Genomic DNA, 20214 nt, shown 5'->3' with positions numbered 1-20214 from the left:
GATAACGGTAGAATAGCCAAAAAAAACAGATCAAGATAGCGGAGATAAAAAACAAGGAAACGACTATCCAGAAAATAATGGTTTCTTCTTTTTGCCAAAGCGCCATAGGTATAGGGTCAAATAGATGTAAAATACGTTGGTAACCAGTAAGTTTATAGCCCAGAGTAAAAATTTGAAATGGGTATGGGCCGTAACGAAAAAATTGATCGGAAGATAGAATATAAAATTCAAGCTGTAGTAAAAGGTCAATGCTACGATCAGACGTACTTTTTGATGATCCATCCGCTCGGAACGGCGAACCCTTTGCAACAGCGACATAAGTCCGTAGGTGACAAGCGTCGCCGAAACGACTACGCGGCTGTACGATTGATAGTATGAAAAATCTTGATCGGTGTCCTGAAGGATATGATGCGCAAATTCCCAGGTCACGAAACTTCCGGTGAAGAATAGCAGTAGCCACCCGATTTTTCGTAGGCGGGTAAGGAAAAACCGCATATACATGATGCCCACCAACATCAATTCCGCCAGGGCATATAACTGTACGAAAACTAGGTTATCGGTATGAAACGATAACCAGTATCGGCTGGATAGATCCACAATAAGCGCAATGGCCAGATACGCAAACACATAGTAATCCCATGGGTTGGCCGCTTTCCTATAGCAGATTAAAGCTGCAAGGCTTAGGGTCAATAAAATGGGAATGGACCACGTTGCAGCATCCAGCCATTGTATCCAATTTGACATGATGTTTTAATCAAACAAGATTTCAAATTGCTGTTCTTCGGTTATTGGGGGAAACGGAGGCACCAGGCGGATCGTATCGTAAGACGCCTGCGGTGCCGAACGCGCATCGTCTTGATCGTCATAGCACCCTCGGATAATCAAATCCATAGACCATACGGATGTCTTTTTATCGACCTTAAATGCAAAGTATGCGCTATTGACACAGGTCGAAATATCCTCCATCGGAATGATAAAACACCGCACCTTTAGCAAGTCTAGAATAGCGGGATCAATAGCTTTGCCGCTAAAGGTCTCGTTCCAACGATCAATACGCCTCTTGGCTTCCCTTTCACTGATATCAGATTTTAAATCTGCTTCCTGATCGGTACTTTTTACCGGTTTTGATACATAGATATAGTGATCCATACTGTCCCGGTATGTACTACGATCAAAGGTTTCTGATAGTACAAAAAATCGGAGTTTTTCATAATCGTCTGATACACCGGGGTACACATGGACATTTTTTGCGCCCGATTTCATAAAATCCAATACACAAAAATCAAAATGGGATTTATCGGCATAGAGGCGCTGTAAAATACTAGGGGCTTCGTGGCGTTCAAGCATACCTTTCCAGTTGTGTATATACCGCCAGATGTCTTTTTTTTTCATAGTTGTTTATAAGATTTGTAGATGTTCACTGATAGATAACACGCTAAATATGGGCGTGGCTAAGCAAATGTAATAAAAACGATATAATAATCAATGGAGTTCGTGACGGAAGGTAAGTCTTACCGCCTTTTCTGGCTCTTTATCGCCGTTAACGATTGTTCGTCGAAATCGACGGAGATAATTGCGAGTAACCACCGATACTTGTATAAAAAAGCCCATGAATTCGCTTATGTTAACAGTTTCTCGATTTGTATTCATGTTGCCGCTCCTGTTGGCGGCCTCCTGCAATAAAGACGCACCATTGACGGAGGAACCGGACCCCGTTTTCGGAGAACCGGTAGTTAAACCCAAGGGACAGCCTGTGGGCGATGCTGTTTCGGCGGCGATCGGCCCCAATGGCGGTGTTCTGTTGTACGGGGATATGGTACGAATGGAAGTCCCGCCCGGCGCCGTGGACGAACTCACGACGTTCGGCATTCAACCCATCAGCAATACACTCGATGAGGCGTCGTCTAATCCCGCATTCCGATTGACTCCCGAGGGTATCCACTTCGACAAACCTGTTCAGATCTCGTTTTTGTATGATCCGGATGCCGAGGGTAATCCTGCGACACGCATGGTGGCCTTCCAGCGGAACGATGGGGTATGGTGCGGTAACTCCACGGAGTTGAATGCCTCGCAGCGTCGACTAACCGTTGAAACTACACATTTCAGCGACTGGGTGTGGTTTGATCTCCTGTCGCTGCGGAAAGATAAAGAATCGGTAGGTGCAGGTGAAACGGTCAATCTGAAGTTGCTGGAACAGATCCTTGGCGAACTCATCCCGGCAAACCACATCGATAGTGTTCCGTTAGCGGCAATGGACGATATCGGCTTTTCTAAGGATGTGACGGTGAGTGGGTGGAAGATTATCTCCGGCCCGGGATCGCTATCGCCCAAAATCAATACCAAGATGGTGCTCGGTGACGCAGTCTATACGGCCCCGACCACCATTGAGAGAGCGACGAATGTGGAAATACAGGTCGAGGTGGAGAGCAAGAACGGTTACATCAGCGATCGAAGCGCTCCCGGCGGTAGGCGAAAGTTCGGAAAACTGATTTTGTTGACGACCATCCGTCTGGTACCCGAAAATTTCGTTCAACTCATCGTGAACGGCGTAGAGCAGGATCTATCCAAAACGGGGAACGACGCTAAAATTGTCAACGGCAGCGCATACATACGGTTAGGTGGGGATGAGTCTCCGATAAACCTGACTCTCCAGTGCTTTGGTACGGGTCCCGGCACTTATCCTGGTGGCATCGACGGCGGGGAGGCTGCGCTGTATTACACCACGTATCATGGAGGGGAAAGGCGTAGTTCTATTAGTTATTACCGCACCTGTGAAAACGAGGAGATATTTAACGGAACCGCTACACTGACTGATGTTGGCCTGTATATGGAAGGTTCCTTTTCGGGACTAATCTATCCAATCGAGGTACAAGGCTGTGAGGTTCCTCCATCAACCACAGTGGTGTTTAATTTTAAAATTAACAAAGGCTAGCCGTCTATCTAGAAATACCCAACGGCTACAGTATTAAAGATTTGATCTGATGCATATAACGTTTTCCTACACCGATTTGCTGCCCGTTTTTCATAATAAGGTAGAGCCTGCCGATATCGCGATGGCAAGCGTCGATGTGCTCCAGATTGACGATAAACGACCGATGCACACGCATAAACCGCGATGGATCGAGTTTTCGTTCGATAGATCCGATACCGGATGAACTTACAAACTCACCCTTGTCTAGGTAAATCACGGTATAGTCGCCCGCGGCTTTCAGGTATCGGATATCCTGTACGGCAATACGGCGTAACCGTTTCCCTTCTTCTACGAAAAGATGCGAAATTAAAATGGTATTCATCGGATACAAAAGTAGCCGAACCGTTACGCCTAATCCATCGAATTATTGCGGAGAAACATTTTTTACGTGGTAGTACTTATAAAACCCAAGTTTTTGTGATTTTCTATTACAGATAGCTAATATGATAATGGCGATCGGTGCCTCGGGTCGCCGGTTGGCTTGAACTTGAAGTCCCGTAGTTCAAAAAAAAACGTACATCCCGCTCTAGGAGCGGCTTTTGGTCTTTCTGGAAAAACAAGAGATGGTCAAAAAAAATGCACGAACTAAGTTCATGCGGAATGAATTTAGTTTATTTGGTTTTCTGTACTAATGTCGATTAAGACATTAAATGAGGGTGTAAAAAACACCCGGAGCATGCACTCCGGGTGTTTTTTTATATTAGGGATACTTAGAACTGATAGGAAAGCCCTAAGGAAACCTGGTTCAAAACGTTATTAAATAAGTCGAACTGACTGGTTTCTGTGTCAAGTTCTTTTCCTTTTAGTTTGCGATAACTAGCCAAATGGTTTAGACGTATCTCTGCTCCGAGACCTTTGAAAAAAGTGTACCGTCCGCCGGCGTGGAATGCCGAGGAATATAAGTCAGACTTGGTAGGTGTGCCGGTCACACCAGATAGAATTTCCGTTTTGGATGTTCCCATTGTACCGTCTAATTCTAAAAATGCCGCGAATTTTCCGTTATCAAAAAGATAGGTCTGGACAAGGACGCCGGCATACTGATCGGTTGTTTTGGTATCGATATTTCCTCCACCCACTCCAGGGATAGATAGGTATGTTCTCTCTTCAGTGCTACGGTAATTGTAGAGCGCGCCAACCGCCCATACCTTATCGATTCGGAATGTTGCTCGGGGCGTAATGGTGAACTGTTTCAGCTCGGCCGAAGAATCACCAACTCTTGAAAATTTAGTTGTACCCAATTGGGTATGGGCGGAGATGTTGAATTTACTGTCTTGGCTATAAGACCGACCCGTAGCAAGTAAACAAGCTACTAAAACTAAAATGTAAAGTTTTTTCATGTTGAAATACGAAATAAATAATAGGGATACGCGGATGTTATCCATAAAGTTAGATTAATTAAAGGGCCAAAGATAGATTTTTCTACCGGAAGTTTATACTACTGCTGAATACTTTTTTGATCGAATATTAACCGCCCGATTCACGTATCTCAAAATCTGTGGATGTCGGTTCCGAGATGTGGTAATGTCGTCATCACGTGCGCTATAGGTGCTAAGTTTATTGATACGGTTGGTTTTAATATTTGCATGCTTAAACTTAAACTAATATATTTGAGATGTAAACCGAACGAAATACAAATCCCAATATTCAACAAGATCCTGCTTGGTAATAAAAAAACACCATGATCCAAAAAAGAAGTATCAAAAATGCAACGAAGTGGGCCATGTACCTGCTGCATTTCGTCACAATAAGCACCGTCTGCGGTCAATCCACAGCGATCAGCTATCTTTCGGGTACCGATAAAGACCATACCGTAGATTGGGATTTTATGGTGAGCAGTGGCGCCAATAGCGGCACCTGGAGTAAAATACCGGTACCGTCCAACTGGGAAACCAAAGGTTTTGGTACCTATCATTATGGCTGGAAGGAAGATTTCGAGAAAAATGAAATTGGCTATTATAAGCATACATTCGTTTCTGATGCTCACTGGAAAAATAAGACGGTAAAGCTTGTTTTTGAAGGAGCGATGACCGACACCGAGGTAAAGGTGAACGGGACATCGGCAGGCCCCATGCATCAAGGCTCCTTTTACCGGTTTAAGTACGACATTACGAAACTGCTCAAATCATCCGGCGAGAACCTGCTGGAGGTTACGGTCCGGAAAATTTCTTCGGATACCTCGGTCAATAGAGCGGAGCGTATGTCGGATTTTTGGGTTTTTGGGGGCATTTTTAGGCCAGTATACCTGGAAATCGTCCCGGAGAGCCATATAGAGTGGACAGCCATTGATGCGAAGGCAGATGGTAGCTTTTTGATCAATGTTTATACAGAAGGGGATCAAAAAAATCAGACGGTGGAGGCCCAGATAAAAACGATGGATGGAGAAAAAGTGGGTGCGCCTTTTCGTATGCCGCTTGAAAAAGATGCAGAAAAAACAAGCCTGCGTACACAGGTGGAATCACCGGACCTTTGGTCGCCCGAGTTTCCCAATCGCTATCAGGTCGAGCTGAAGCTGCTTGATGCGAAGCAAAATGTAGTGCATACCAAAACCGAAAAGTTTGGATTCAGAACGGTCGAGTTAAAGCGAGGAGTAGGCTTTTTCGTAAACGGTGTTAAAGTAATGTTCAAAGGTGTCAACAGACATAGCGCCTGGCCAACCTCTGGCAGAACCATGAGCAAGGAGATCAGCATCATGGACGTCAATCTCATGAAAGATATGAACATGAATGCGGTACGGATGTCTCACTATCCGCCCGACGGCCATTTCCTCGAAGTATGTGATTCACTTGGTCTTTTCGTTATCGATGAATTAACCGGTTGGCAGAAGAAGTACGATACAGCTGTTGGACGTAAATTACTGAAAGAGATGGTGACGAAAGATGTAAACCATCCGTCCATCGTTATCTGGGCCAATGGCAATGAAGGCGGTAATAATCATGAACTTGTGGAAGATTACGCCAAATACGATCCCCAAAATAGAATCGTAATTCATCCCTGGAATATTTTTAATGGCACCGACACGCAACACTATAAAGGCTATGATTGCTGTGACGGATCGCTATATAATGGCAAAGAGGTATTCTTTCCCACAGAGTTTTTGCATGGCCTGTTTGATGGCGGGCATGGCGCTGGTTTAAACGATCACTGGAACAAGATGATGGCCAATCCGCTTTCTGCTGGCGGTTTTCTATGGGTATTTGCAGATGAAGGCGTGGTTAGGTTAGATCAAGGTGGTCGTATCGATACCGATGGCAACCATGCTCCCGATGGCATTTTAGGTCCTTATCGTGAAAAGGAAGGCAGTTTTTATACGATCAAAGAAATCTGGTCGCCCGTTTATATCGACCATGAAAAGCTGCCAACTCATTTTGATGGGGACTTGGAAATAGAGAACCGCTACCTTTATACCAATTTAAATACCGTGCAGTTTGAGTGGAAACTCAGCACTTTTCCTTCGCCTTATGCGCAGGATACGATAGGCACGGTGTTGGACGAGGGATCGATCTCTGGACCCGATCTGCAACCCAAACAACGCGGAACGATTAAAATTCCTTTCGATCAGCACAAAAAGGTAAAGGCCGATCTCTTAACGCTAAAGGCTACCGATGTACACGGAAGAGAACTCTACACATGGACTTGGCCGCTCAAGTCGGTGAAAACGATCAACGAACAATGGATAAACGAACCGCGTCCGCAAGCAAAGGCGCGAGTGACGGAAACGGAGCGTGATGTAACGCTAACAGCCGGTGATTTAGCCATCAGCTTCGACAAAAGCTCGGGCTTGATCCATCAGGTAAAAAGTGGTGATCAGCAGATTCCTTTCTCGAACGGACCACAGCCGGCCATAGGAAAGGCGGACTTTGTCTCCATGGAGCACACTACAAAAGGAGATAGTGTTTTTGTCGAGATACAGTATAAAGACGCGCTGAAACGGGTGAAGTATAAACTAGCCCCCAGTGGTTTGCTGACATTGGACTACGCGTATTACCATGACACAGGAGGTTCCGGCAATGCCTTTGATTATTTGGGAATAAACTTTGATTTTCCCGAAGAGCTGGTAACAGGTGTGAAATATATGGGAAGAGGCCCTTATCGGGTTTGGAAAAATAGAATGAAAGGTAACAATTACGGCGTTTGGCATAAAAAGTACAATAATACCGTTACCGGAGAATCCTGGGAATATCCCGAGTTTAAAGGTTATTACCGTAATTTCAATTGGGTTGTCATTGAAAATACGATTAAACCCTTTGCCATCTATAGCGAAAGCGATGATCTGTTTTTAAGACTTTATACTCCACCAGGGCCGCAAGCCGCAGAAAATAACCATAATTCGCCTCCGTTCCCTGCAGGCGACATCTCTTTTTTGAATGGCATCAGTGCTATCGGAACCAAGTTTGATGCAGCGACAAATCATGGTCCGGAAGGGCAGCCGAATAAAATAGGGCCAGAATGGATAGAAGGTAAACTGGTGTTTGATTTCGTAGGGAAGTACCCATAAATATGGGACGATAAGTATATTTTGTGACTGTATAACGAACTCCCGGGGCGCAGTCCAAGGCCTCGGGAGTTTTATGTTTGTTTCTGGGCGTGCGAAAACAAATTTATATATGCAATTTTGCTTTTTATTATAAAATTCCTAGATTTAGATTCTAATTGTAGATAAACCCGATCCTATCTAGTAAATTTCTTGGTTAAGAAAAAAACAGAAGTGATATTTTGAATAGTAACTTGCCTGATAATGAATGCGATTCAGAAAGAAAAAGAGATTCTTCATAAGATTTCCAAGGGAGATCGACGGGCATTTACGCAAATTTTTGACTTCTACCATCAAAAGTTAGGGGTGTATGTTTATAAAATAACCGAGTCAAGAGAAGTGGCCCAAGAGATTGTTCAAGAGACCTTTATTAAGGTCTGGGAAAAAAGAGAAACACTTTATAATATAGATAATTTCAAGGGCTATCTATTTACGCTCTCCAAAAATAAAACGCTCGATTACCTTCGTAAACTTGCAACAGAGCGTACTCATCAACGCTATCTTTCGAAAGAGCTGTTCGAAGATAGCTATGTGATTGATACCCCATCCCTCAAAGAAGAATATAATTTAATTATTGAAAGAACGGTAAACCAATTACCTCCACAGCAGCAAAAAGTTTATTATTTAAGTAGGCATGAAAAATTGAAATATGAAGAAATCGCAGCACAAATGGGAATTTCTAAGGAAACTGTGAAAAAGCACATGCAATTATCACTTCATTTTTTGAGACAAAATATTAAACTCCAAATTGAGAATAGCGTACTAATCCTTTTGTTAATTTTGCCTTTTTAAATTAATTTACGGTATTCCCTTACCCCTTTTTTCATTTATTAACGTCTTTATAGTAATCGGCTTAATTAGACGGCCTTTTACTCGATAAAGAATGGACAAACAGCGAATAGCGTGTTTATTTAGGAAGTATATTGATAAATCAGCTAGCTCAGAGGAAATTGACGAGTTGATGCAATATATCGATAGGGCTCCAGATGAGGAAGTGTTTTCTCTGATGGAAGCTGCCTATCAATCGCTTCAACATACGGCAGAGGCAGACTTCTTTAGCACTGAACGAAGATCGAATATCTTAAAAGCTGTATTAAAAACGGAGAATGGTTCGGATTCGACAGAGAGCGACATACCGTCTACGCGGAAACGTTCATTATGGTCAACGTTTTCTAAAATCGCAGCAGTGTTATTGATCGGTTTAGCTATCGGCGGTGTTCTTTACAAAAGCAAACAAGAATCTAAGCCGCAGTCGGCTGCAATGAATGAACCTGTAGATATTGCGCCGGGAGGTAATATGGCCACCTTGACGCTGGCAAACGGTTCCGTTATCGGATTAAACGACATCAATGAAGGTGAAATCGTTAAGCAAGATGGTTTCATTATCACAAAAACCGACGACGGCCAGATTAGCTATATCATAGACGATATGCAAGAAGAACGATCAACGACTGTTGCCAAAGAACTTATTTTTAATACTATTGAGATTCCGAGAGGAGGAAAATATCAAGTTGCTTTGCCAGATGGTACAAAAGTTTGGTTGAACTCGGCATCGTCCTTAACCTATCCTACTAAATTTAGCAACAATGAAAGAAAGGTAACATTAACGGGTGAAGGCTATTTTGAGGTGGCAAAGAATGCCAAGGCTCCATTTACGGTAACAACAGAAGACCAATCAATTACCGTATTAGGTACGCATTTCAATGTACGTTCGTATGGACGAAAAAGTGCTACCCAAACCACACTTCTGGAGGGCAGCGTAAGGGTAAACCCAATATCAAAAACGGATACACAAAATGCTTCTAGGACATTAAAGCCAGGAGAACAATCCATTTTAAACGCTAAACGGAGATTAGAGGTAAAAAAAGTCAATGCTTCAAATGTGATTTCTTGGAAGGATGATTTATTTTATTTTGAAGATACAGATATCAGGAGTGTAATGGAAGAATTTTCGAGATGGTACAATTTTGAATTCGAATTTGAAGGTAAGATGCCGGCTACCAAATTGTGGGGTAAAGTTCATCGAAACGTCAATGCGTCGGAAGCGCTGGACATTTTAAGTTATTTTAATTTAAAGTATCGAATAATAGATATTACTGCAAAAGATACTAGTGCAAATTCCAGAAAAAAAGTAATTATTTCTCACTTATAAACAAAACTAAAAGATGAAAAAAAACGAACAAAAAACCCCCGAAATTTTCTAAAAAACATGTTGTAAAAAAAAGTCTCTCACTGCAATGAGAGACTCAAAAAGAGCTGCCTATATATTAGGCTTTACGGAATACTATTGCGAACAGTTTCAGTATTAACCCTTCATATTTCAAAAGTAATGAAATTTAACTCATTTTCCATAGGTCAGTTAATCCTATGGCTATTTAATACTTTGATTAAAACTTTATCCTGCTCGATTTGGCGGGGTACTAAATGGGACAAAACGATAATCATGCGTATAAACCTTTCTACTATCCTTATTGTAGTCGCCTGTTTTCATTCCAATGCGAATAGCTATGCACAGAAGATTTCTCTAAGTGAAAAGAACGTTTCACTTGAACGTGTATTGGAATCAATCATGAAACAAAGTGATTATGTCTTTGTATATAACAGCGATCGCGTAGAAACACTCAAGGTTACGGTCGATGTGGAAAACTCCAGTATTGAAAAAGCTTTAGAGGCCTGTTTTAGAAACTTACCTTTTACCTATAAAATTATTAAAAAAAATATACTCATAAAAGAAAAGAAAAAACAGGCACCTAAGTCCAAATCGCCCCCACAACAACGAAAAATCGATGGTCTTGTGGTGGATGCCGATGGTGCGCCTTTACCGGGTGTGTCTGTCATGGTTAAAAATATGAGCCGAGCAGGAACGACGACGGATTTGAATGGTAGGTTTATCATAGATGTCCCGGTTGATGCTGTTTTGGTGTTTACTATCGTCGGGTTTGAGACACAAGAAATACCGATTGGAGCCTCCGAAACCATCAACGTCACACTGGTTTCTGCTATGAGTGGTATAGACGAAGTCGTTATCGTTGGATTTGGACAACAGAAACGTTCGGACATGATCGGATCAGTCGTTTCCATCAAACCGAGTGAATTGAAAATTCCGTCAAGTAACCTAACGACGGCTCTTGCCGGCCGTGCTTCTGGTGTTATCGCCTTCCAACGAAGTGGGGAGCCCGGTCAAGACAACGCAGACTTCTTTATCCGCGGAGTAACGACTTTTGCAGATAGTCGTCCTGATCCATTGATCTTGATTGATGGTGTCGAGTTGACAGTTACCGATCTAGCGAGATTACAACCGGATGATATAGGGAGCTTTTCGATCATGAAAGATGCAACCGCTACAGCAGTATATGGTGCGCGGGGGGCAAATGGAGTCATTCTCGTCACGACTAAAGAGGGGGTAGCAGGTGTTGCTAAAGTATCGCTTCGAATGGAAAACTCCATATCTACACCTACGACCAATGTTGAACTCGCTGACCCCATAACGTATATGCGATTGCATAATGAAGCGGTATTGACGCGTGATCCACTTGGCCGACTACCGTATACAAACGAAAAAATAGATCAAACAATCGCGGGTGCAAATCCTATTTTTTATCCGGCTACAGATTGGCGATCTACACTATTGAAAGATTATACGATGAACCAACGCGTTAACCTTAGCGTCAATGGGGGTGGGCAAGTTGCTCGATATTTTGTCACCGCATCACTGAATCGCGACAATGGCATACTCCAGGTAGATCGGCGAAATAATTTCAACAGTAATATTGACATGAAGAATTATAATTTGCGGGCAAATGTTAATATCGATCTGACCAAAACGACCGCGCTAACTGTCCGATTAAATGGTAATTTCGATGATTATACAGGCCCAGTTGAAGGCGGTGCGGCAACCTATCAACGTATTATGCGGGCAAACCCCGTATATTTTCCTGCATATTATCCTGCTGATGAGCAACACCAGTATGTACAGCATATCATGTTTGGCAACTACGACGAAGGCAATTATCTCAACCCTTATGCTGATATGGTGAAAGGTTATCGAGACCAATCACGCGCCTTAATGTTAGCACAGGTGGATTTCAAGCAAGATTTGCCCTTCGTAACAGATGGTCTTTCTTTTAGAACGATGGTCAACACCAACCGTACGTCTAGATACTCCGTAAGCCGTCAATATGAACCCTTTTATTACCGTGTGGGATTTTATGACCGACGCACCCAGGAATACGCACTCCAATCTATCGACGAAGATGCGGGAACAGAATATCTGAACTATAACCCCGGGGCAAAAGAAATTAATTCTATTTTCTACCTCGAATCTGCTTTGAACTATAACCGAACATTCGCTGATAAACATACACTGAGTGGTATGATGATTTACATCATGCGACAAAGTATGAACGCCAATGAAGAAGATCTACAACTATCGTTGCCTCACCGTAACACAGGTCTATCGGGAAGGTTTACATATGCGTTTGACAATCGTTATTTTGCAGAATTCAATTTTGGTTACAACGGTTCAGAACGATTCCACGAGAGTAAGCGTTTCGGTTTTTTTCCATCATTTGGATTAGCTTGGACAGCTTCAAACGAAAGCTTCTGGGAACCCATCAAACCTATTATAAGCAATTTAAGGTTACGCGGAACGTACGGATTAGTCGGAAGCGATAACATTGGCCGCGCCAATGACCGCTTTTTTTATCTCTCCGATGTCAACATGAACAACTCAAACCGGGGAGCGAGATTTGGTCGGGACTATATCAATAGCCGCAACGGTATTTCTATTAACCGTTATGCCAATCCTGATATAACTTGGGAAATAGACCATCAGCGGAATTTGGCAGTAGAGGTAGGTTTATTCAATAAAGTTCAGATACAGGCAGAATATTTTAATAGACATCGGGAGAATATATTAATGACACGGCCAAACATCAGTCAACTCGGATTGGCGGCTCAGGTTCGCGCAAACGTAGGCGAAGCGAAATCAGAAGGAATTGATATTTCATTGGACTATCAACATAGTTGGATGAACGGTATGTGGATGTCGGCAATGGGAAATTTCACCTACGCCACCAGCGCATTCACCGTCTATGAAGAACCGGTGTACTTCAATGAGCCGTGGCGCTCCCGCGTTGGTTACCCGCTATCGCAACAATGGGGTTACATCGCCGACCATTTATTTGTTGATGAATACGAGGTTGCCAACTCGCCGGTTCAGCATTTTGGAGAATACGGTGAGGGTGACATCAAATATCGGGATGTCAATCGTGACGGACAGATTACCGAGGCTGATCGGGTACCGATTGGTTATCCCACGACACCTGAAATAACCTATGGATTTGGTTTTTCGGGTGGATACAAAGGTTTTGATATCTCTGCATTTTTCCAGGGTTTGGGCCGGGAATCATTTTGGATAGATCCCTATGCGACTGCACCATTTATCCAATATCGCTATAGTAGTGGAGAACTTTCGGGGGTGCAGCTACAGAACCAACTGCTACAAGCGTATGCGGATAATTACTGGTCAGAAGATAATCGTAATCAGTATGCTTTGTGGCCAAGGCTCAGCACATTGCCTGTTTCCTATACCGCTGGTGATACACCTAATTCCAACAATGGGCAGCGTAGCACTTGGTTTATGCGTAGCGGGTCCTTTATACGTCTCAAATCGGCGGAAATCGGTTATAGCTTACCACAGAAAGTTTCCAGTAAGTTATACATCAAACAAATGCGGGTTTATTTAAGCGGCACAAACCTTCTTACTTGGAGTGATTTTAAACTTTGGGATGTAGAAATGGCTGGCAATGGCCTTGGTTATCCGGTTCAACGGGTGTACAATATTGGTATCCACATGAATTTTTGAAAAAGAAATAAAAATATATCTAATGAAGACAAATAAAAAGTTTGCGATGATGATGCCCATGAAGGCATTCTTCATAGCAACAATAATATCCGTTAGCTCTTGCAACAGCTATCTGGATATCGTTCCGGATAATGTAGCTGTTTTAGAACACGCTTTTAATATGCGAAGTACGGCAGAACGGTATCTGTTCACATGTTATTCCTGGATGCCTCCTCATGCCAGTCTGACTTCCAACCCAGCATTTATGGGGAGTGATGAATTTTGGATTCGGGAACAGTTTGTTGATTTCAGTGCTCCCGCTTCTAATATCGTAAGAGGCAATCAGAACATCGTAAATCCATTTAACAATTCTTGGGATGGTGGAAATGGTGGCACCAATTTATTCATGGGTATCCGCGATTGCAATATATTCTTGGAAAATATTGATCGAGTTCCTGATTTAGGAGAAGATGAAAGAAATAGATGGATTGCTGAAGTGAAATTTTTGAAAGCTTATTATCACTTCTGGCTGGTACGTATGTATGGTCCTATTCCGTTGATGCGCGAAAACATTCCTGTTTCAGCGACTGTGGACGAGGTGCAAATTCCGCGTGATCCGGTAGACGAATGTTTTGATTATATCATCGGGCTGATTGACGAGGGAATGGAATCATTGCCCGCTTTGCTCGACAGTGAAATAACAGAACTGGGGCGAATTACGCAACCCATCGCCAAGAGTATTAAAGCATACATTCTCGTAACGGCTGCTAGTCCACTTTTTAATGGTAACAGTTCTTATCAAGGATACACAAATCATGACGGCACAGCATTATTCAATACGACATATGATGCGGATAAATGGCGGAAAGCTGTTACCGCCTGTCAGGAGGCTGTTGAGCAGTGTCATGCCGCTGGCCGGGAACTGTATCGTTTTAATCCGGGAATAGTGGTATTTCCGCTTTCACCGGAAATTCAGATACAGATGGATCTGCGCAATGCAGTTGTTGAGCGCTGGAATCGCGAAATTATCTGGGGCGACCCAAACAGTATGGCTGGTGGTGGAACCAGCGGCATACAGAGTCAGGCGATGGTACGGGGTTTGACCGCCGCGACGGTGGAAGTGGTTTCTACCCGAGGCAACCTTGCTCCGCCTTTACACATCGTCGAGATGTTTTACAGCGAAAACGGCGTCCCCATTACGGAAGATAAAACCTGGACATATAGCGACCGTTTCCAATTGGAAACGGCTACAGCTATCGACAAATATCACATCAAAGAAGGGTACACAACAGCCAAGATAAATTACCGGCGTGAACATCGCTATTACGCCTATTTAGGTTTCGATGGTGGCATTTGGTATGGCCATGGGTTATTTGACGACAACAATACCAATTACTTGCAAGCGAAAGTGGGACAATTTGCTTCTATGGTTTCCTCGAATTCGTACTCCAATACTGGATACTGGACAAAAAAATTAGTGCATTATCAAAATATCATTGAAGCGCCGAATCGTTATACAGTAGAGGCTTATCCATGGCCCGTGATGCGTCTGGCCGACCTATACCTTTTATACGCAGAAGCACTTAATGAGGCTCAGGGCCCGTCGTCGGATGCGCTCAACTGGATAAATTTGGTTCGGGAGAGGGCTGGTTTGGAAAGCGTAGAGAACTCGTGGTCACAATATTCTACACAGCCTTCTAAATATACCAGTCAAGAAGGGCTGCGCGATATCATCCGTAGAGAACGTATGATTGAATTGGCTTTTGAAGGAAAACGCTTTTGGGATATACGTCGCTGGAAGATAGGGGAAACGGTTTTAAACAGGACTATATCGGGATGGGACATTGCGCAAAAAGAGGCTGAAAATTATTATCGGCAACGGGCATTGTATCAAACCACATTCCGCTTCCGCGATTATTTTTGGCCGCTTCAGGAGCAAACACTACTGGTTAACCGTGCTTTAGTTCAGAGCCCAGGTTGGTAAAAGAGATTAGAAAACTTAAAACAATTGTTTTATGAAAGACAAAAAAATATCACGTATACTTCTATCGCTAGTTGCTATCAGTATTGTTCTAGTAGCGGCTTGCGATTCAAAACTTAGCCCTATAGAAAAGGATTGGCCTACACCGGGCCCTGTAGGCAATGTCAAGGTGGAAAATTTTCAAGGGGGAGCTACGCTTACTTATGATTTACCCCCAGGCAAGGAACTTTGGTACGTTAAAGCGGAATATGAAATTCGTCCAGGTGTGAAAAGAGAAAAAAAAGCAACTTATTATACCAATCAGATCGTGTTGGACGGTTTTGGAAAAACAGGGGATTATGACGTTAAACTATATGCGGTCAGTCGAGACGAAAAAGAATCGGAGCCGGTTGTTGTACAGGTCCACCCGGACACACCTCCCATTGAAAGTGTGTATGAGACGTTAGTCATGAACGAGGATTTCGGCGGCTTGAACGTTTCGATGAAAAACGATACAGAGGCAGACATCGTTATGTATATTGTGACGCTCGAGCCGAACGGTGTATGGGAACCGGTAGAGACGTATTACACTAGACAGCGCCAAGGGATATTTACTGCACGCGGATTTGAGCCTGAAGAGAGACGTTTCGGGGTCTATATCAGAGATCGCTGGGAAAACTATTCAGATACATTAGTCGGTGATTTAACTCCATATTTTGAAATGGAGTTGGATAAGAGTCGTTTCAAAGAGGTACGTTTGCCCACGGATACTTGGCAAAAGCGTTATGCGGGCAGTGCTGGAGTTTCGGCGATATGGAATGGAAATCGAGCAACCAGTGGCCAAAATCATAATTTCCAGTCTATCTTACCCAGCCCAATACCACAATGGTTTACATTTGACCTCGGCGTAACGGCTAAATTAAGCCGGATGCAATATTGGATGAAAGCTGGCCTTTTTGCACAAGGCAATGCCAAAGTGATCGAAATTTGGGGAAGTACAGATCCAGATCCAGACGGTAGTTGGGAGAGCTGGACATTGATGGCAACATTCACTTCATTCAAGCCTTCAGGCTTACCATTAGGATCCACAACGGAAGAAGATATAGCACATGCCACGGCGGGTGATAACTTTGTTTTTCCGGCAGATGCTCCACTGGTACGTTATATCCGCTTCAAGACCCTGGAAGTATGGGATCCAGCCACACAAAATGTGTGGGTAAATGAAATTTCGATGTTTGGGTCTGTGGAGGAATAGCTCCCACCCAAACGCTGTTAACACATGAATTTATACAAATGAAAACAAGAATTCTTTTATTTTTAATATCTTTTGGCATCCTTTGCGCAACGAGTTGTAGCCGTATGGATGCTACTTACGCCGACTTTATTAAGGACGGCAAGATTATTTATCCTGGAAAGGCAGATTCTGTAAGCGTGCTTCCAGGGAAAAACCGACTATTGTTGTCGTGGTTATTGTTCGATCCGAATGTGACCCGTGTTAAAATCTATTGGGATAATAGAACCGATTCGGTAGAGCTCAACGTTGCCCCCTCGTCGGGTATCGATAGTATGAAGACCTTGCTTTCCGACTTGGAGGAACGTGATTATCTCTTTGAATATTTCACGTATGACCAGGACGGCAATCAATCGATAAGGGTGGAAGCACAGGGCCGCGCGTACGGCGATTTGTATACGAATACTCTTTTGAACAGGCCTATACAGCGTGTGGAAATTGTTGACGACACAACGCGGGTGTATTGGGGCGAATCAAGTGAAACCGGATTAATCGGTACTTCTTTGGAGTATGCAGATACAGAAAATCAGATTCGAACGGTGTTTGCAGATGCGGAGACATTGATAACCTCATTGCCAGAACGCAAACCAGATACCGATTTACGTTACCGTACTGTATTTTTGCCCCATCCGATGGCTATTGATACCTTTTATACGACCTACGAAACGATTCCTTTCAATTAGTGTTTAAAGTTAAGGTGATGAGAAAATTTTTTCATATATACTTGTTCATTGTTGTCATGGGACAACAGTTGCCATCAGCGTTCAGTTTATCGTTGGAAACGCGCTACAGCGGTAGTAAATCGATGGAAGGCAGCATGATAATCAAGGGGGGCATTCCGGTGTTTGTCCATCCGGATGAACCACAGGCCGTGAGACGAGCTGTTAAGGATGTGTTGCGGGACCTCCACAACGTTTTAGGAGAAACCTCGGTATTGACCGATACATTGACGAGTTCGGCAATAGTTGTCGCCACAGGTGATCGGTATTCCGGCTCGAAACCGGCTGTTAGTGGTTGGGAAGCTCACCAAGTTTATAAAGATGACAACCGAATTATAGTAAACGGTGCCGATATGCGCGGAACCATCTACGCTATATATACTTTTAGCGAATCAGTTTTAGGTGTGAAACCGCTATGGCGCTGGACGTCAGAAGAGCCCGTTCGTCAGGAACAGCTGATTGTCCCTCCTGAATTTCATATCAAAATTTCTTCACCCTCGGTGAAATATCGAGCATGGTTCCCGAATGATAGGGATCTGATAAATCCGTGGCAAAAGCTTTCCAATGAGAATTTCGAAGCGATGTATGAAACGATGCTTCGCCTAAAAGTCAATACGCTAGAGGGTGAAATCGCGGATGAAAGAAGTTATAGACCTCCCTATCCGCTGGGTCGAGAAGCTACTTTAGCACAACAACGCGGACTCATCATTACCGGTCATCATATGTTAATTTTCGGATCTAATTATAGATATTGGAATGCCTATTGGAAACAAATCAAAAAACAACAGCCGCCCGCATTGAAAATTGAAAATGTTGATGCGCTGAGGCAGTGGTGGCGTTATCACGCAACACTTGCTACACGCAATGAGGCCGATATTATATGGTTAGTAGGTTTCCGTGGAAATCGTGATATCCCTTTCTGGGAATTCTTTCCGGATGCGCCAGCCAGTCCGAAAGACCGTGCCGATGTAATCGATGCCATGGTCAAGCGACAGGTGGAGATCGTGAAGGAGGTAACGGACGAACAACATCCTCTTATGCGACTGACGCTTTATAACGAAATGTCGACACTGGTTGCCAATGGACATTTCAATTTGCCGGATGAATCCTCCCTAATACGGAATTTCGTAGCCGCCCGACGCGATCATTTTCCTGCGGCAGACATTCGGGGTTATTCTTTTTCGGGCGAACCGACAGGCTACTACTTAAATTTTCAGTTCACGTCTTCCGGATCTCACCTGGCGCAGGCCGAAGGTCCACGAAAAATGGAACAAAACTTCAGAATGGTAGATAGCTTAAGCGACGGTAACCTGGTTTTCTCGGTCGTCAACGCTGGTAATATCAGAGAGCATGTATTGGAGCTATCGGCTAATGCAGAAATGATGTGGAATATGGATTCGTTTGATTGCCCTTCTTTTTATACAAGCTTTTGCAAGGCCTACTTTGGAGAAGAGCATGCTTCTCAAATCGCTTTACTGTACGACGCTTTTTTTCGCTCCTACTGGCAACAAAAGGAAAGCGACATTCCAGGCTTCGAACGGCAATATCTTTTTCAAGATATGCGGTATGCTCGTGCAGCAGAAACGCTAATAGGGGATATGGAAAAGGGTAAACATCGAAATAATCCTTTTGACAACCATGCATTGGACAACCCTGACAAAGGTAGCGCGGGCTATTTCCGCATCCTTTCTTCGTCCGAAAAAAATATCCAATTAAACGCCGTGCTTCACGGCACTGCATCTAGTATAGCCAAATTAGAGAAGATTACGGCTGAAGCAGACCGTATTTATGAAGAACTGGAGGAAGGAAAGCGGTTTTTTGATGATAATCTACGCGGGCAGGCTCACTTTATGTTGGAGCTTAATCGTATGCTACATAACTTAACCAAAGCTTACCAAGTATCAGCTGAAAAAAAAGATGCGCGGGCGTTTATTCATGCGAGCCTACAAGACATAACCAGCGCGCAGGTTTGGCTACACCGTGCAGATCATGGTGTCTTTGAACAATGGTATACAAACGACATCAAGTTTGGCTTGGATAAAATCAAGCAAAGGTTAGCATCACTTAGTCTGCGCTAACAAGCTACACATAGCTTCAGCATACCGTTGTCCGAGTAACCTTGCCGACCAAGTATTAAAGTGCGTTCCATCCCCCACGTCTTTTAACCCTTCAGCACTTACTACTGCTGAATTAGGTATAAAACGAGGGGTTTGGTTGAGCACGTCATTAATCGGCAGCCTTGATTTAAAATGACCAATTTCACCTACGACAAAAGGAAAATCACCAGAGAGATCGTTCCGAAAATTCTGGACGAGGCGGGCTAACTTGTCTTGGTATTGTGCTGCTCGGACTTCTGCATTATCTGCTTCTCCTTGATGCCATAAAATTCCTTTCAATACGCCTCTTTTCATGGCAATCTTTGCACGTCTAATGGCATCATCATAAGGAAATGCTTTCGTCACAGGGTCCTGTTGCCCGGCAAACCACCGATCGATGGATGTCCCGCCTACGGCACAAGGGATCAATCCGATACGTATCGTAGAATCCTGTTCTTTAGATAACATTGTTTGTGCAAAGCGGAGACCTGGTCCTACTCCGGCAAAGGATTTATCAAAATGTATGGGATCTTTCGCATATACCCATATACTATTGCGATCCAAAGTTAAAATAGCGGAATCAATTATTTCACTAATCGAATCCACTTTTCCTCTTCCGGCCATATTAGATTGCCCGGCCAGCAAATATAGGTGGAAATTGGTGTCTATAGTGGGAGATAATGAAGACACCTCTAGGTTAGAAGGTTTTCCTGCAAATAATAATACAAAAAGTGATACAATTCTTATTAATCTCATCATTTGTTCTTCTTTATAAAACTATTATTATAAAGACGTTCTAAA

At 43.4% G+C, this 20214-nt stretch carries 14 protein-coding genes; 9 read left to right on the top strand and 5 right to left on the bottom strand.

Going from position 1 to position 20214, the window contains the following annotated elements; genetic code table 11:
* Positions 1 to 63: 63 nt before the first annotated feature.
* Entirely contained in the window at positions 64 to 744 is a 681-nt protein-coding gene (locus C5749_RS05295; protein ID WP_105723667.1) for a hypothetical protein, read from the bottom strand.
* A 6-nt stretch (positions 745 to 750) separates the two neighbouring features.
* Entirely contained in the window at positions 751 to 1392 is a 642-nt protein-coding gene (locus tag C5749_RS05290; protein ID WP_105723665.1) for a hypothetical protein, read from the bottom strand.
* Between the two features lie 229 nt (positions 1393 to 1621).
* On the opposite strand from C5749_RS05290, the gene C5749_RS05285 reads away from it, so the two are divergent.
* Positions 1622 to 2932 carry a hypothetical protein gene (locus C5749_RS05285; RefSeq protein WP_181151280.1) on the top strand — a complete coding sequence of 437 codons (1311 nt, stop codon included), beginning with the start codon at positions 1622 to 1624 and terminating at the stop codon, positions 2930 to 2932.
* Between the two features lie 25 nt (positions 2933 to 2957).
* On the opposite strand, the gene C5749_RS05280 is transcribed toward C5749_RS05285, so the two are convergent.
* Both C5749_RS05280 and C5749_RS05275 read right to left on the bottom strand, forming a co-directional pair.
* Positions 2958 to 3293: a LytR/AlgR family response regulator transcription factor gene (locus C5749_RS05280; RefSeq protein ID WP_105723661.1), complete on the bottom strand. Its 336-nt coding sequence runs from the start codon at positions 3291 to 3293 to the stop codon at positions 2958 to 2960.
* Positions 3294 to 3681: 388 nt separating this feature from the next.
* Positions 3682 to 4308, bottom strand: a complete 627-nt coding sequence (locus C5749_RS05275) for an outer membrane beta-barrel protein (RefSeq protein ID WP_146113679.1) — start codon at positions 4306 to 4308, stop codon at positions 3682 to 3684.
* A gap of 341 nt (positions 4309 to 4649) precedes the next feature.
* Between C5749_RS05275 and C5749_RS05270 the strand changes: the two genes are divergently transcribed.
* From C5749_RS05270 to C5749_RS05235, 8 genes are all read left to right on the top strand, one after another.
* Positions 4650 to 7466: a glycoside hydrolase family 2 TIM barrel-domain containing protein gene (locus C5749_RS05270; RefSeq protein ID WP_105723656.1), complete on the top strand. Its 2817-nt coding sequence runs from the start codon at positions 4650 to 4652 to the stop codon at positions 7464 to 7466.
* A gap of 240 nt (positions 7467 to 7706) precedes the next feature.
* Positions 7707 to 8294 (top strand): RNA polymerase sigma-70 factor, encoded by a 588-nt coding sequence (locus C5749_RS05265; RefSeq protein ID WP_105723654.1) that lies wholly within the window; start codon positions 7707 to 7709, stop codon positions 8292 to 8294.
* Positions 8295 to 8385: 91 nt separating this feature from the next.
* Positions 8386 to 9654 carry a FecR family protein gene (locus C5749_RS05260; RefSeq protein WP_105723652.1) on the top strand — a complete coding sequence of 423 codons (1269 nt, stop codon included), beginning with the start codon at positions 8386 to 8388 and terminating at the stop codon, positions 9652 to 9654.
* A gap of 291 nt (positions 9655 to 9945) precedes the next feature.
* Positions 9946 to 13368 carry a SusC/RagA family TonB-linked outer membrane protein gene (locus C5749_RS05255; protein WP_105723650.1) on the top strand — a complete coding sequence of 1141 codons (3423 nt, stop codon included), beginning with the start codon at positions 9946 to 9948 and terminating at the stop codon, positions 13366 to 13368.
* Between the two features lie 22 nt (positions 13369 to 13390).
* On the top strand, positions 13391 to 15331 hold the full coding sequence (locus C5749_RS05250; RefSeq protein ID WP_245893628.1) for a RagB/SusD family nutrient uptake outer membrane protein: 1941 nt from the start codon (positions 13391 to 13393) through the stop codon (positions 15329 to 15331).
* A gap of 31 nt (positions 15332 to 15362) precedes the next feature.
* Positions 15363 to 16562: a DUF5000 domain-containing lipoprotein gene (locus tag C5749_RS05245; RefSeq protein WP_105723648.1), complete on the top strand. Its 1200-nt coding sequence runs from the start codon at positions 15363 to 15365 to the stop codon at positions 16560 to 16562.
* A 38-nt stretch (positions 16563 to 16600) separates the two neighbouring features.
* A complete protein-coding gene (locus C5749_RS05240) occupies positions 16601 to 17281 on the top strand; it encodes a DUF4998 domain-containing protein (RefSeq protein WP_105723646.1) in 681 nt (226 codons plus the stop codon).
* A gap of 17 nt (positions 17282 to 17298) precedes the next feature.
* Positions 17299 to 19395, top strand: coding sequence for a glycosyl hydrolase 115 family protein (locus C5749_RS05235; RefSeq protein WP_146113678.1), 2097 nt, complete (start codon positions 17299 to 17301; stop codon positions 19393 to 19395).
* Here C5749_RS05235 and C5749_RS05230 read toward each other — a convergent pair.
* Positions 19378 to 20172, bottom strand: a complete 795-nt coding sequence (locus C5749_RS05230) for a sialate O-acetylesterase (protein ID WP_105723643.1) — start codon at positions 20170 to 20172, stop codon at positions 19378 to 19380. The two genes, C5749_RS05235 and C5749_RS05230, sit on opposite strands and share 18 nt — an antisense overlap.
* Between the last annotated feature and the right edge of the window lie 42 nt (positions 20173 to 20214).

The sequence above is a fragment of the Sphingobacterium gobiense genome, from assembly GCF_002980575.1.
Classification (GTDB): domain Bacteria; phylum Bacteroidota; class Bacteroidia; order Sphingobacteriales; family Sphingobacteriaceae; genus Sphingobacterium; species Sphingobacterium gobiense.
The sequence above is the reverse complement of the archived record's forward strand: the minus strand, read 5'-3'. Positions and strand labels throughout refer to the sequence as shown.